This is a genomic window from Wenyingzhuangia sp. IMCC45467 (assembly GCF_054111205.1).
Genome location: NZ_CM134196.1, coordinates 3,134,569 through 3,150,496 on the forward strand (window position 1 = coordinate 3,134,569; position 15,928 = coordinate 3,150,496).

General features: G+C 32.0%; 11 protein-coding genes. All 11 read left to right on the forward strand.

Annotated elements, in window-relative coordinates; all coding sequences use genetic code 11:
• The first annotated feature begins 46 nt into the window (after positions 1-46).
• The 11 genes from ACXGQT_RS13380 (at position 47) to ACXGQT_RS13430 (ending at position 15,926) form a co-directional block, all read left to right on the forward strand.
• Positions 47-994, forward strand: a complete 948-nt coding sequence (locus tag ACXGQT_RS13380; RefSeq protein ID WP_457829083.1) for an alpha/beta hydrolase fold domain-containing protein — start codon at positions 47-49, stop codon at positions 992-994.
• A gap of 2 nt (positions 995-996) precedes the next feature.
• Positions 997-1,983, forward strand: a complete 987-nt coding sequence (locus ACXGQT_RS13385; RefSeq protein ID WP_457829084.1) for a DUF4861 family protein — start codon at positions 997-999, stop codon at positions 1,981-1,983.
• A 15-nt stretch (positions 1,984-1,998) separates the two neighbouring features.
• Entirely contained in the window at positions 1,999-3,231 is a 1,233-nt protein-coding gene (locus ACXGQT_RS13390) for a glycoside hydrolase family 88/105 protein (RefSeq protein ID WP_457829085.1), read from the forward strand.
• Positions 3,232-3,284: 53 nt separating this feature from the next.
• Positions 3,285-4,748: a right-handed parallel beta-helix repeat-containing protein gene (locus ACXGQT_RS13395; RefSeq protein ID WP_457829086.1), complete on the forward strand. Its 1,464-nt coding sequence runs from the start codon at positions 3,285-3,287 to the stop codon at positions 4,746-4,748.
• A gap of 33 nt (positions 4,749-4,781) precedes the next feature.
• Positions 4,782-6,794, forward strand: a complete 2,013-nt coding sequence (gene pelA, locus ACXGQT_RS13400; protein WP_457829087.1) for a pectate lyase — start codon at positions 4,782-4,784, stop codon at positions 6,792-6,794.
• Entirely contained in the window at positions 6,781-7,551 is a 771-nt protein-coding gene (locus ACXGQT_RS13405) for a rhamnogalacturonan acetylesterase (RefSeq protein ID WP_457829088.1), read from the forward strand. The genes pelA and ACXGQT_RS13405 overlap by 14 nt, the downstream gene beginning before the upstream one ends.
• A 146-nt stretch (positions 7,552-7,697) precedes the next feature.
• Positions 7,698-8,255 (forward strand): RNA polymerase sigma factor, encoded by a 558-nt coding sequence (locus ACXGQT_RS13410; protein WP_457829089.1) that lies wholly within the window; start codon positions 7,698-7,700, stop codon positions 8,253-8,255.
• Positions 8,256-8,393: 138 nt separating this feature from the next.
• Positions 8,394-9,365 (forward strand): FecR family protein, encoded by a 972-nt coding sequence (locus ACXGQT_RS13415; RefSeq protein WP_457829090.1) that lies wholly within the window; start codon positions 8,394-8,396, stop codon positions 9,363-9,365.
• Between the two features lie 132 nt (positions 9,366-9,497).
• A complete protein-coding gene (locus ACXGQT_RS13420; RefSeq protein WP_457829091.1) occupies positions 9,498-13,103 on the forward strand; it encodes a SusC/RagA family TonB-linked outer membrane protein in 3,606 nt (1,201 codons plus the stop codon).
• 11 nt (positions 13,104-13,114) lie between these two features.
• Positions 13,115-14,683 carry a SusD/RagB family nutrient-binding outer membrane lipoprotein gene (locus ACXGQT_RS13425; protein ID WP_457829092.1) on the forward strand — a complete coding sequence of 523 codons (1,569 nt, stop codon included), beginning with the start codon at positions 13,115-13,117 and terminating at the stop codon, positions 14,681-14,683.
• 22 nt (positions 14,684-14,705) lie between these two features.
• Positions 14,706-15,926: a BACON domain-containing protein gene (locus ACXGQT_RS13430; RefSeq protein WP_457829093.1), complete on the forward strand. Its 1,221-nt coding sequence runs from the start codon at positions 14,706-14,708 to the stop codon at positions 15,924-15,926.
• Positions 15,927-15,928 lie beyond the last annotated feature (2 nt).

Below are 15,928 nucleotides of genomic sequence, written 5' to 3' on the forward strand. Positions count from 1 at the left end.
AGTGGGTTTGAGTAAAAGACAAACCTGCTTTTGTAAAAAATAAAATATGTCTTTTTTAAAATACACATTTTTATCTACTATAGCCTTAAACTTATTTTTTTTAGGTTGTGCTCATGGTCAAGTAATTAAAAAAGACACTTCTTTTACTGTTTATAGTACTTATAAAAAAGAACTTAAAAAGTATCCAAAAATTAAACCTGTATTCCTTAAAATAGATAAAGATGTAAAGGTTAAAAAAGAAATTGTATATAAAAATACAGGTGAAAGAAATTTAGAGTTAGATGCTTTTTTTTATTCTAAAACAAAAAATCCTGCTGTGGTTTTAATCCATGGTGGTGGATGGAAATCAGGAAGTAAAGAACATATGCAACCTATGGCTATGGCAATTGCATCAAAAGGATATGCTTGTTTTACTGTAGAGTATAGGTTGTCCGATGAAGCAGAATATCCTGCTGGAATTATTGATGTTAAAAATGCCATTCAGTACATTAAATTAAATGCAAAAAAATACCATGTAGACACTACTAAAATAGCTGTTTTAGGATGTTCTTCAGGAGGACAAATGGCTGCTTTAATAGGGACAACAAATCTTAATAAAAAATATATAAACAATAGTCCATCTGCAGCTGTACAGGCTATTGTTGATATAGATGGTGTATTGGCTTTTAAACATCCAGAGTCTATGGAGGGGAGTATGGCTAGTTGGTGGTTAGGAGGTACTTATAAAGAAGTTCCAGAAATATGGAAAGAAGCATCGGCATTACATCATACCAACAAAAACACTCCTCCGGTATTATTTATCAATAGTCAATTTCCTCGTTTTCATGCAGGAAGAGATGATATGATTAAAATTTTAGATAAACACAATATTTATAACGAAGTTAAAACTATTTCAAATTCACCACATCCTTTTTGGTTGTTACATCCTTGGTTTGATGTAACGACAGATTATGTGATTGAGTTTTTAAATAAAATTTTTAAAGAAAATAAATAAAAATGAAAAGAATTAAAAAAACTTTAGGTTTGGTTGTTTTAGCAATAGTAACGGTTGCTTGTAAAGAAAAAAAGACATCAGAAACAAAAGTAGAAACAAAAACTCCAGCAAAAACATATGCAGAAATTTCTATTAAAGAAGGCGGGCATTGGCAAGGAAGAGAATATTTAGAAGGACATTTTAAAAATGTAAGCTCTTTAAAAGTACCAAAAGAGCATACAGATCATTCTTGGTTTATTAGATATGAAGGGCCTGGATGGGAAAGTAATAAAGTAGGATATAGATTGTATTTAGATTGGAGAAATGCTATTGATATTTTTGGAAAAGTTACTGATAGTTTGGTTTTATCTCAAGTTGGGCAAGATGGTTTTGCTTCGTATCACGAAAAGCAATCTTGGGGAACAGATATTTTAAAAGTAGGAAAGGGGTTAGGAATAGGATCTATAGGTAGAGAAATAGATAATAAAATGCTTCATTTTGAAGAAGTAGATTCAACTTTTGTTTCTGTAAAAAACACGGATAAAAGCTCATCTGTTTTGGTAAATTACTACGGATGGAAAACGGCAGGTGATGTTGTGGATTTAACATCAGAGTTAGAAATCTTTCCTAATGAAAGATATACCAAACATACCATACAAACATCAAAAGAATTTGAAGGAGTTTGTACAGGAATTATCAACCATGGAGTTGAGTATTTTCAAAAAGATAGCGAAAATCAAAAATGGGCTTATATAGCGACTTATGGAGAACAAACTTTGGTTCCAGATGATTTAGGAATGGCTATTTTTTATCAAAAAGAAACAATAGCAGAAGTAAAAAAAGGGGAGTTCGATCATTTATTAATGTTTAAACCTACGCAAGAGCCAGTGTCTTTTTATTTCTTAGGAGCTTGGGAACAAGAAAAAGATGGAATAAAAACCAAAGAAGAGTTTTTACAATACTTAGATGCTAAGTTAGAGGTGTTAAATAATAATAATGTTTTAAACTAAAAGGAATAAGAAAACATGAATAAGTTAAAAACAATAGCAAAAGTTTCAGTAGGATTATTAATTGTTTTAGGAACAGTTACTGCTTGTAAATCTGAAAAGAAAAAAGAACAAAAAACTGAAGTAGCCAAAGAAATGGCAATTCCAGAAAGTTTAAAATGGTCAGAAAGATTGGCATTGACTTTAATGAAACGTCATCCAGAGGCACTTCAGATAGATGATAGAACAGTGGCTAAGTGGGATTATGTTCATGGGTTGGTTCTTACAGGTTTTGAGAAATTGTATGAAAAAACCAAAGATGAAAAATATTACAACTATGTAAAAGGATATGCAGATGCTACTATTAAAGAAGATGGGAGCGTACCAACATATATTTTTGAAAAGTATAATATTGATATGGTTGTAGCAGGAAATATTTTATTCAAGTTATATGATCGTACAAAAGACGAAAAGTATTTGAAGGTAATGCAATTGATAAGGAAGCAATTAGCAGAACAACCAAGAACACCTCAAGGAGGATTTTGGCATAAAAAAATATACCCAAATCAAATGTGGTTAGACGGATTGTATATGGGGGAGCCTTTTTATGCACATTACACTACCAAATTTGAAAACGGAAAAAATTTAAATGATGTTGCCAAACAATTTGAATTGATTCAAGAACATGCTCGTGATGAAAAAACAGGATTGTTGTATCACGGTTGGGATGCAAGTAAAAAAATGGATTGGGCTGATAAACAAACAGGAACTTCTCCTAATTTTTGGTCACGTTCTTTAGGTTGGTATGCCATGGCTTTAGTAGATGCCTTAGACTTTTTTCCAAAAGATCATCCAAAACAAGAAGAGTTGGTGTTGTACTTAAATCAGTTGGCAGAAGCGTTGGTTAAACAACAACATGAATCTGGATTGTGGTACCAAGTAACCGATATGGGAGATAAAGAAGGAAATTACTTAGAAGCTTCTGGTACAGCCATGTTTGCATATTCTTTGGCAAAAGGAGTAAACAAAGGATATTTACCAGCAAAATACAAACAAGTTGCAGAAAAAGCTTTTGATGGTATGACAAGAGATTTGGTAAAAGTAAATGAAGATGGAGAAGTAGTTATTACTCAAGCTTGTGCTGTAGCAGGTTTAGGGGGAAATCCTTACAGAGATGGTTCTTTTGAATATTATGTAAATGAACGCAAAAAAGACAATGATCCTAAAGCAACAGGGCCTTTTATTTTAGCTGCTTTAGAATTGAATAAATAAGATCAACGCACTTAAGTTGTTGGTTTTTATAAATTAAATAAATAGTTGTAGGAATGAAAGTTTTAAAATTAAATCTATTATTGGTTGTACTCTTTGTTTTAGGATGTTCTAAAGAGAGTGTTGGAGAGGATGTAGATATGGATGTGCTTGTAACAAAAATAGAAGTTACGGGTAATGATATAACTCAGGGAACTACCGGGCAAATGAATGCAGTTATTACTCCTGCCAATGCTACCAATAAATCTGTAAATTGGACTGTTTCAAATGAAACTATTGCAACTATTTCTAACAACGGCTTAATTACTGCTAACCAAAATGGAACTGTAACTGTAACAGCAACAGCAGCTGACAAAGGAATAGTAAATGGTACAAAATCTATTACTATATCTAGTTTTACTGATGAAGAAACAGGAGATATTTTAGTAGAAAACACTTCACAACTTATCAGTGCTTTGTCTTCAGTAAATGCAGGGGAGACTATTTTAATAACAGGAGGAACTTATGTTATAAATTCACGAATTACCATAAGCAATTCTGGAACTAATGGAAATACGATAAAGTTATTACCAAAAGAGGGGACAGGTAGACCAAAGTTTGATTTCTCTTCTATGTCAGAAAGTTCATCAAACCAAGGAATTATTTTAAATGCAAACTTTTGGCATATCAAAGGGATAGATGTGTTTAATGCTGGTGATAATGGATTACAAGTAAGAGGTAGTAATAATATAATTGAATTTTGTACTTTTTCTGAATGTTCAGATACAGGTTTACAAATAGACAACGGTGCAGCAAATAATACAATATTAAATTGTGATTCTTATTTTAATGCCGATTCTACTAATGAAAATGCCGATGGATTTGCTTGTAAATTAACAGCTGGAACCGGAAATAAATTTGTAGGATGTAGAGCATGGCAAAATTTAGACGATGGTTGGGATGGTTACCTAAGAGGATCTGATAATATTTTAACAACCTATGAAAATTGTTGGGCTATTAAAAATGGTTACAATAAAGAAAATGTAATAGGAATTGGTGATGGTAATGGATTTAAAACCGGAGGTAGTGATACCAAAGATTTAAAACACAATGCTATTTATACCAATTGTATTGCAGTGGGAAATACAGCTGATGGTTTTGATCATAATAGCAATAGAGGAACCGTTACCATATACAATTGTTCGGCTTATGACAATGGTAGAAATTATAACTTTAGCAATACCAATCCATTAGAAAAGTTGACTATAAAAAACAGTAATTATTTAGGTTCCTATGGAAGTACTAATGCAACTACAACTGATATTACTAATAATAGTTGGCAAAACGGAATTACAACTACCGAGGAGGATTATGAAAGCATTGATTATTCACAATTATTAAATGAAAGAAAGGCCGATGGTAGTTTGCCAGATGTTACTTTTTTTCAATTAAAAGCAGGGAGTGATTTAATTGATGCAGGAATAGATGTAGGATTACCATTTAATGGAGAAGCACCAGATTTAGGAGCTTTTGAATTATAAAATCACAAAGGAATCAATAAAACAACCAATTATATGAAATTTTATAAACGATTATCAATCATAACTTTTTTAATTTTTTCTATTACAATGAGTGTGCAAGCTCAAGTTTTAGATAAATCTTGGCAAAAGATTACAAGAATGCAAGAAGGAGATTGGTTTGCTTCTGATGAAGCCAAAGCTGTTGCCAAAAATGTTTTGTTGTATCAGAGAGAAATAGGAGGGTGGCCAAAAAACATTCAAATGCAAAAGCCTCTTTCAGCAGAGGAAAAACAAGAGTTAATTGCCTTAAAACCTACTGGGAAAGGAGCTACTACAGATAATGGAGCTACTATTCAAGAAATGGTGTTTTTATCTAAAATGTACAGACAAACTAAGGATGAAACTTATAAAAAAGCTTTTTTAAAAGGGGTAGATTATGTTTTGGCAGCCCAGTATGATAATGGAGGATGGCCACAATTTTATCCATTAAAAAAAGGATACTACACTCATATCACTTATAATGATAATTCTATGGTAAATATCATGAATTTGTTAAAAGAGTTAAGAGATAATTCTGGTGAATATGCCATCAAACCAGATCAAAAAACAATAGAGAAAATTAAAATTGCGTTTGATAAAGGAGTAGACTGTATTATTAAAACTCAATACAAACAAAATGGTGTGCTTACAGCTTGGTGTGCACAGCACGATGAATATACTTTAGAGCCTGCAAAAGCTAGGGCATATGAATTACCATCGTTAAGTGGTTCAGAATCTGCTAAAATAGTTTTATTGCTTATGGATATAAAAAATCCATCAGAAGAAGTAATTACAGCAGTAAATAGTGCTCATGCTTGGTTTAAAAAAGTAATGATTACTGGACTTAGAGAAGATAGAGAGTATAACGATAAAGGAAAAGTGAGTAATAAAGTGATGGTAAAAGATCCTGATGCAAAACCTATTTGGGCTCGTTTTATGACTTTAGAAGATAACAAACCTTTCTTTTGCGATAGAGATGGAATTAAAAAATACGACATTTCTGAAATAGGGGAAGAACGTAGAAATGGCTACGGATGGTATGTGAATGAACCTAAAGAAGTCTTAAAAAAATATCCTAAGTGGAGCGATAAATACAACGTAAAAAAAAAAGCTAAGCCACAAGATGAATATAACGTTATAGTAGCAAAAGATAATAGCGGAGATTACACAAGTATTCAAGAAGCTATTAATAACTCTAAGTCTTTTCCGTATAAAAAAGTAATCATCAATGTAAAAAATGGAGTGTATCACGAAAAAGTGAAAGTTCATGAATGGAATACACATATTACATTAATAGGAGAGAGTAAAGAAAAAACCATTATTACCTATAGTGATTTTTTTGGTAAAATAGGATTGGGGAGAAATAGCACTTTTTTTACCCCAACCATGTTGGTAGAGGCAAATGATTTTGTAATGAAAAACATTACGGTAGAAAATGCAGCAGGTAATGTAGGACAAGCCATTGCTTTGTCTGTGGTTTCTAATAGAGTAGCAATTGTTAACTGTAAATTGTTAGGAAACCAAGATACGTTATATGCCTCTGGAGAAGGAAAGCAATATTATAAAGATTGTTATATAGAAGGAACTACAGATTATATTTTTGGAGGAGCTACAGCTTTGTTCGATCATTGCGAAATTTATAGCAAAAGTAATTCTTATATTACAGCAGCTTCAACCCCTCAAAGTTCAGAATATGGTTTTGTGTTTAAAGACTGTAAGTTAACAGCAGACAAGAGTGTTACAAAAATGTATTTGGGTAGACCATGGAGATTGTATGCAAAAACGGTTTTTATCAATTGTAATTTAGGAACTCATATTTTACCAGTAGGTTGGCACAATTGGAAAAAAACTGAAGCTGAAAAAACATCTTTTTATGCAGAATATCAAAACACGGGAGCTGGGGCAGCTACGGAGCAACGTGTTTCATGGTCTCATCAATTAAAAAAAAGACAGGCAAAAAAATATACAACGGCCTCTATTTTAAAAGAACAAACAACAGTAAAAGTAAATTGGTATGAAAATTTATAAAATATTTTTTATTGCATGTGTAATTATTTTACAATCATGTAAAAATACTACAGCTAAAAAAGAAGAAGTTGCAGATAAAAACATTACCATTTTTTGCATTGGAGACTCTACCATGGCTGATAAAAAAAATCCTGAAACCAATCCAGAACATGGTTGGGCTCAAGTGTTAGAGCAGTATTTTAATGATAAAATTACGGTATCAAATCATGCAGTAAACGGTAGAAGCTCCAGAAGTTTTATAGGAGAACACCGATGGGAAAAAGTATTGGAGCAACTACAAAAAGAGGACTATGTTTTGATTCAGTTTGGACATAATGATCAAAAATTTAAGTCGCCAGATAGATATACAAATCCTTACACAGGTTATAGAAATCACTTGATAAAATTTGTGGAAGAAGCAAGAGCTAAAGGAGCTCATCCTATATTGCTAACTTCTATCGTTAGAAGAAACTTTAACGAATATGGAACATTAATAGATACTCATGGAAACTATCCATTGGTAGTGCGTATGGTAGCTCAAGAATACCATGTCCCTTTGGTAGATATGCAGTATTTAACAGAGGTTTTAGAAATGTCTTATGGGGTTGAAGAATCTAAAAAACTACATTTACATTACTTACCAAATGAGGTAGATTACTATCCTAAAGGAAAAGCAGATGATACACATTTATCGTTGTTGGGAGCTAATGAAGTTTCTAAATTATTTATAAATGATCTTAAAAGTAAAAAACATCCTTTAGTACAATATTTAAAGTAATTAAGTTTAGAACTTAAATTTGTTTGATCAGTCGTTTTTTAATTAAGATGGCTGATTTTTTTTGATTTTAAAAAATACAAACGTTAACATTACAGTAATATTCCAAGTTCTTAGATTGACTACCTTGCGTTCCTAAAAATGTAAAAATGCCTTCTAATATAGAGCTAGCAAAACGAATTGCAAATTCAGACGAAATAGCTTTTAGTAGTTTGTATAATAAATTGTGGGAAAAATTATATGTTTTTGCTCAATCCATTATTATGAATGAGGTGGAAGCTAAAGATATTATTCAAGAGGTTTGGATAGATTATTGGAAAAGACGTAAAGAAATTTCTACAACTAATATAGAAGCTTTTCTTCATCAAGCAGTTCGTTATAAAGTTTACAATACACTTAGAGATACAAAATTAAATAAAGTACAATTAGAGGTTTGTAACGAATTATCTATAGACTCGGTTATAGAACTAAATCATGATTTAGACGAAGTAAATATGCGTTTAAATTATTATGTAAATATGTTACCAGCTAAGTGTCGTGAAATATTTACTTTAAGTCGTTTTGAAGGTTTGGACAATGAAGAAATTGCCAAGAAAGTAGGCATATCTAAACGAACTGTAGAAAATCAATTATCCTTGGCCTTAAAATCTCTACGAACTAATATGGAAAAGGTAATTTCTTTGCTTCTTTTTATTTTTAATGTTTAGTTATCCTTTCCTATTTCTTTCTTTTTGTTAATTAAAAGTTAACAAACTCCTTGAATGTAAAAGTAACATTAAACCTTGTTTTTTGACCGTGAAAGACATGTGTGTTTTGGTATATAGTAATATATACAAGAACATAACATGACTGAAAAAGAATTAAAAATACTAATTAGCAAAAAAGAACAAGGTACTCTTACAGAAAAAGAGGAGGTTGTTTTATCTTCTTTTGAAGAAAAGATGATAGAAAGAAATAAAGAAACAATTTTCTTAAATAATAGACATAAATCAATAGTTGGTAGAGATATCTACGCTAAAATAAATCAAAATAAACAAAAAAGATTTATGAATAGCTGGATGAGGATTGCAGCTGTTTTAATTATTTCAATTTCTATAGGAGGTATCAGTTGGTATTTTTCATTAAATCAAGAACAGTTTGATGGTTTTAAACCTGTAGCAAAAATTATTCATAAAAAAGCAGGATACGGAAAAAAAATGCTGGTTACACTTCCAGATGGTTCTAAAGTAAAACTAAATAGTGGGAGTGAAATTAACTTTCCTAAAACGTTTAATGATTCTGTTAGAGAAGTAACTCTTTTAGGAGAAGCTTTTTTTGATGTTAAAAAAGATAGTTCTCATCCTTTTATAGTAAAAACACAATTGATTACAACTCGTGTATTAGGAACTACTTTTAATATAAAATCTTACGAGGATGAAAATGATATAGCCATCACCTTAGCTACAGGAAAGATTAGTGTAGGTATTCAAGGTGAAGATGAAATTATTTTAACTCCATCTTATCAAGTAAACTATAACAAGATAAATAAGAGTATAGTAAAACAGAGAATAGACTTGTCTAAGTTTTTAGGTTGGAGAGATGGTGTTTTAAGATTTGACAATGAAAAATTAGCAACAGCCATTACAAAACTAGAAAAATGGTTTGATGTTAAAATTAAACTACAAGATAAAAATAATGCTGATTGTTCATTTACGGGTGTCTTTAAAAATGCCTCTTTAGAAAATATATTACAGAATATCACCTTCGTAAAAAAAGGTCTAAAATATAAATTCATCTCTGCTCGTGAAGTTGAGATTACAGGAAATTGTAACAATTAAAATAAAAAAGATAAACATGAAGTAAGTAAAGTAAAATACAAAAAAAAACAGTCTGTTGAAAATACTTTGGCGAGTAAAACAGACTGCTAGAGATTAACAATAACTAATTAAAGAAATTATTAAACATTTTTTATGAAATTAATTAAACATCCTTTTGTCAAAATGGTCACAAAATTGTCTGTTTATTTAGCTATTTTATTTTTTGCCAATCCAATGCTTGCAAAATATGCTTTGGGACAAGGTCTGGCAGAAACAAAGATATCAATTTTAAAAATAGATGCAACCCCCTTAGAAATTTTAAAAGAAGTAGAATCTAAAACGCAATATCATTTTATTTATGATCAATCTCTTAGTCATATTGATAGAGCAATTACTATAAAATCAAAAGAGATTTCGGTTTTAACTATTTTAGAAAAATTAACCAATGAAGCCCAATTAAACTTTAAGAGAATTAATTATAACATTTCTGTACAACAAGTTTCTAACCCCAGTGCAGAAGAAAGAGAAATTACAGGAGTTGTTATCGATGAACTGGGACAGCCTTTACCTGTGGCAATAATATCAGAAAAAGGAACTTTAAATACAACACAATCCGATTTTGATGGTTTTTTTAGAATTAATATATCTAGTAAAAATCCAGTATTGGTTATTACTTATATAGGATATGTAACTACAGAAATACCAATAACAAATAAGAATAAAATAGAAGTAGTTTTAAAAGAAGATGCTACAAAATTAAACGAAGTAGTAGTAACTGCACTGAATATAACTAGAGAAGAAAAATCTTTAGGGTATTCGGTAGCCAAAGTTGAAGCAGAAGACTTAACCAAAACGGTAACAGGAAACTGGGTAAATGGGATGTCTGGAAAAGTTGCAGGATTAACTTTTGATATGGCAGGAACAGGGCCTAGCGGATCTGTAAGGGTTACTTTACGTGGAGATCAATCTTTAAATTATGGAAGTAATGAGGCTTTATTTGTGGTAGATGGAATACCAATTACTTCGGGAATTACCTCTACAAGAAGTGTAAGTAATTATGCTCAAGGCGATGCTCCTATAGATTATGGAAATGGTGTTAGTGATATCAATCCTGATGATATTGCATCGGTTTCTATCTTAAAAGGACCTGCAGCAGCAGCATTGTATGGATCTAGGGCTGCTAACGGAGCTATATTAATTACTACCAAATCTGGGAAAAAAACAAAAGGAATTGGAATAACTGTTAATTCTTCTATCACTTTTGACAAAGCAGGGTATTTTCCAGATTTTCAAACAGAATATGGAAATGGATCAGATATGGGTGAAAACGAGTTCTCGTTATGGGAGCTAACTCCTGAAATGACTTCTGATGGAGTTGCAGTGCCAAGGAGATATTCTCGTTATACTTTTGGAGAAAAATTTGACGAAAATAAATTACGTTACTTATATGCTTCTAAAGATTGGAGTACAGGAGAGTTTACAAAATTACCTTTTACTTATAAAGATGATTGGTACACAGGATTGTTTCAAACAGGAGTTACAAAAAATAATACCATAAGTATTAGTGGTAACAACGGTAGGGGTACTTCTACTCGTTTTTCTGTAACAGATTTTAAAAATGAATGGATTTTGCCTAACACTGGTTTTGATAGAAAAACAGTTTCACTATCATTAAACACTCCTGTTACAGATAGAATAAAACTAAACACAAAAGTTAATTATACTCGTAAGCAAAGTGACAATATGCCTGGAGGTGGATATAATGAAAACAATCCAATGTATGCCTTAGCTTGGGGATTTAATGTAAATAGTATCAACGATTGGAAAAAGGAGTATTTTGAAGGTAGATACAATTATGCTAACTGGTCAGCACAGGGAGAAAATGGACAAGGATTGGTATTTCCATCGGCAGGCGGATTTAATCCATACCGTTCACTTTATGAAGAATTAAACACACAAGATAAAAATAGGGTGTTTGGTAATATTGGTTTTAGTTTTGATTTGTTAGAAGGTCTTACGTTAAGTGTGAATTCTGGATTAGATTGGTCTGATGAATTTAGAACACAACGTAGACCTTTTTACACAGCAGATTATCAAAACGGTTTTTATAGAGAACAAACAGTTAGAGTGGTAGAAAATAATAACGAGGCAATGCTACGCTATACAAATAACAAGTTGGCAGGTGGTAAGTTTGGTATTTCAGCCATGATTGGAGCTAATAATAGAGTGAATGAATATTATAACAGTAAAATCTCTTTAAGTCAATTAGGAGAAGAAGGAATTTATCACACCACAAATTTACCAACAGGAGTTATTCCAGATCCCTATAATTATAGATCAAAAAAAGTAGTAAATAGTGTTTATGGTTTGACTTCATTAAGTTGGGATGATACTTATTATTTAGATATCACTGGTCGTAATGATTGGTCTAGCACGCTTTCAAAAAACAATAGATCTTTCTTTTATCCATCAGTTGCAGCAAGTGTTTTGGTGAATGAAATTTTTGATTTTAACTCTAATCTTTCTTGGGTTGATTTTACAAAGTTAAGATTGTCTTGGGCAAATGTAGGGAATGATACATCAGCTTATTCTTTAGATCAGTATTATTCAACATCATCTTACCCAGGAGGTTATACTTTACCAGGTACCATTCCAGATCCACAAATAAAACCTGAAAATGTTGAAAGTTGGGAGGTTGGTTTAGAGGCTAAAATGTTTAGAAATAGATTAGGGTTTGATTTTACTATGTATAATTCTTCTACCACAAATCAAATTGTTTCTGTAGGAGTAGATCAAATTACAGGGGCTACTGGCTTAAAAATTAATGCGGGTGAAATTACCAATAAAGGAATTGAAGTTACTGCACACTTTGTACCTGTAAGAACTAGAAATTTTGAATGGTCTTTTGATGTTAACTGGTCAAAAAACATAAACAAATTAGTGAGTTTACAAGACGGGTGGGATCCTAACGAGCCTTTACAGACAGATATGGGAACAACCATTGGAGGTAGAGTAAATGTATATTCTTATGTAGGAGAACAAATGCATGTTATTTACGGTCGTGGATTTCAAAGAGCACCAGAAGGGGCTGTTTATGTTGATGAAAACGGAAAGGAACAAGATGCCTCTGGAATGCACTTAGTAAATGCTGATGGATATCCTATTTTGGATGAAGCACCAGATAGAAAAATAGGAAATGTAAATCCTGATTGGAGAGGGGGATTTGTGCAGCGTTTTAGATATAAAAATTTATCGTTAAGTGCAAATTTTACAGGGCAGTTAGGAGGAAACACTTTTTCGGTAACCAATTTTGCTTTATCCTATCAAGGAAAGCTCGCGAATTCTTTAGAAGGAAGATACGATGGTTTGGTACATAATGGAGTAAATGCTGTGGTAAATACAGATGGAAGTACAACTTATACAAAAAATACTACGGTAACCAAGAGTATTCAAACATATTATAATTCATATATATGGAACCGTAATAATACAGAGACCAATACTTTTAGCAATTCATATTTAAAATTAAGAGAGTTACGTGTTGATTATAAATTCCCTCAAGAAATTTTAAAGAAAACTGGTTTCTTAAACGATGTGAGTGTAGGAGTATTTGCTACAAATTTATTTACCATCACAGAATTTCCACAATACGATCCAGAAACAGGAATGTTAAACGGATCTAATATTTATAAAGGAATTGAAACAATGTCTTTTCCAATGACAAGATCTTATGGTTTCAATGTTAAATTTTCATTCTAAATAATCAGGAAATGAACAACTTAAAAACAATAATAACAGCAGTTTTACTAGTAGTGATAACTAATGCATGTACTGGTGATTTTGAAGAAATAAATACCAACCCAAATACCACCAATGTTGGACAAATACAAGCCAGTGGTATGTTTGAACCCTTATTGTATAATGGTGCTAATTTTTGGCAAAACTATACTTGGTATTGGAATAATGAATTAATTCAGTTTACCGCTTTTACAGGAGGTACCACAAGACAAGAACATCGTTATTTTATTAGCGATTCTAACTGGCAGAGTGTGTGGAATGCTTATAGTCGTTATGGGAATAATGTATCTCATATGTATGATTTAAGTATTGAGCAAGAAGATAAGTCATTAGAAGCTATTGCTTTAACATTAAAGGTTTTGTATATGTCTAACCTTACAGATATGTTTGGGGATATTCCTTATTCAGAAGCTTTTACTGCTAGAAAACCAAATGGTACTACCAAACCAAAATTTGACACGCAACAAGAAGTTTATGAGCAAATGTTTGCAGATTTAATGGAAGCAAATACCATTTATGCAACCAAACCAATATTTTTAAAACCATCTTTAGATGGTATGTATGGAGGTAGTATGGAGCAGTGGCAAAAGTTTAACAACTCATTATATCTTCGTTTGTTAATGCGAGTAAGCGGACGTAGTGAAATGAACTCAGGAGCAAAAATATCAGAGGTGTTAAACAATCCATCAACCTATCCTATTTTTACTTCAAATGATGATAATGCTACGGTTGTGTTTTCAGGAATTGATCCATACAGAGGTCAGTTCTCAGACACTAATGAAGGTAGTTTTACAAGTTCGGGTAGAAAATTAACAGAACAGTTAATTAAAATGACGGTGGTTACCGATGCAAGTAATCAACAAACCTTTGTAGATCCTCGTTTGCCAATTTTTGGAAAGAAAAATCCTAATGTAAGTGTAAATCCAGATAATATTTGGAAAGGAACTATTGCGGGAGTGAGCGAACAAAACCAAAGTGATGCAGATAGAGGTAGTTCATGGTTAAATACCTCTGTGTTGGCAAGAGTAGATGCTCCAGGAACTTTTATGGACTTTGCCGAAGTTCAATTTATTTTGGCGGAAGCAGCATTAAATAACCTCATATCAGGAGGAGTAGATGTTGCAAAAGAATATTATGAAAATGGAGTAACGGCTTCTGTGCAAAAATGGGCGGCACTAGGTCAGTTTAGTGAAACACCTGTAATAGTTGAGGATGCTGATATTGTTGCATTACTTGATTCTGATTTGGCATCTTGGGATAAAGCAATTAATAAAAATGAATTGATTGGAAATCAAAAATACTTAGCCCTGTTTTGGGTAGGTATGGAGGCTTATCATGAATATAGAAGAACTGCATATCCTGAATTGACTATTGGTGACGGAACTGTTTTTAATAATTATGTATTGCCTACAAGATTTGCATACCCTACTACAACTTTGGCTACAAATGCAGTTCATGCTCAAGAGGCTATTAATAGAATGGGAGAAAACACCATGAGAACTCCAGTTTGGTGGAGCAAACAAGCAATTGAAGGAAATTAAGAATTTGTAAAAACGAAACAAAATGAATATCAAGAACATATTTAATTTAAAAGCTATACTATATATACTTTCTGTTTTTTGTTTAGGATTAACGTCTTGTACCAACGATGAAAGTGAATTTTCAGGAGAAGCTTATTTTCAGATAGAAGAAAATTCAACAGGAATATCAGCAGATACTCAAGGAATGACTCAAAGTTATGTGGTGAGGTCTAATAGACCATGGAAAATACAATCAGAAGAGGAGGTTAGTTGGGTAAAAGCCTTTCCGGCTGAAGGAGAAGATGATGGTGTTTTTAAGTTTATTGTAGATGAAAATTTAACATTTGAGAATAGAAGTATCAATTTTTCGTTTGTAGTAGATGGTAAAGAACAACCCGTACTTTTTAGAGTAGATCAAATAGCAAACATTCCGTTTATTGTAGTTGAAACTGCAGAGGGTGGTGTTTCTATCCCATCAGCTCAAAATAATTTTTCTATAGGGGTAAAAGCCAATGTAAATTGGAACTATACCATTGTTAATGGAGATTGGCTTTCTGAAATAGCTCTTGCAGAAGATAATATTACATTGTCTGCTGAAAAAAACAGAGGAGAAATACGTGTAGCTACTGTAAAAATTAGTTCAGCAGAACATCCAAGTTTAAATAAAGAAGTAACTGTTACTCAGTCTCCAGGTGATGTTATTTTAGAAGAAAACTTTGACTGGTTAAATTACGGAAGTACTATTTTTTATACTACTTCGGGAGAAACTAGAATGGACTCTTGGACTACAGAGGAAATGGCTATGGGTTGGAATAGTACCGAAAATGAGTTTACTAGCAATCAAAAAGTGGTATATGCTCGTACTGGTTTTCTAAAACTAGGAAAAACAGGGTATGGAGGAGATTTAATTTCTCCGTTTCTTACAGAATTAGAAGAACCAACCAATGTAAAAGTAACCTTTAAAGCTGTGCCTTATCAAACAAAAGGAGGTACACAAGATGATAATACATTAAAAATTAGTGTAATTGGACCAGGAGCTACAAGTGTAAATTCATTTACTGTAGATAATTGGCCAGACTATACTACCGATCCTGATTGTACAGCTATATGGCAAGACGAAACTTCTAATTATGAGTTTACAATTACAGGAGCAACTGCTGAAACACAAATAAGATTTTTAGGGGGTGATTATAATTTGGTTGGAATAGGAAAGGGGAAAAATAGAATTTTCTTAGACAACATTAGGGTTAAAATTATAGAGTAATC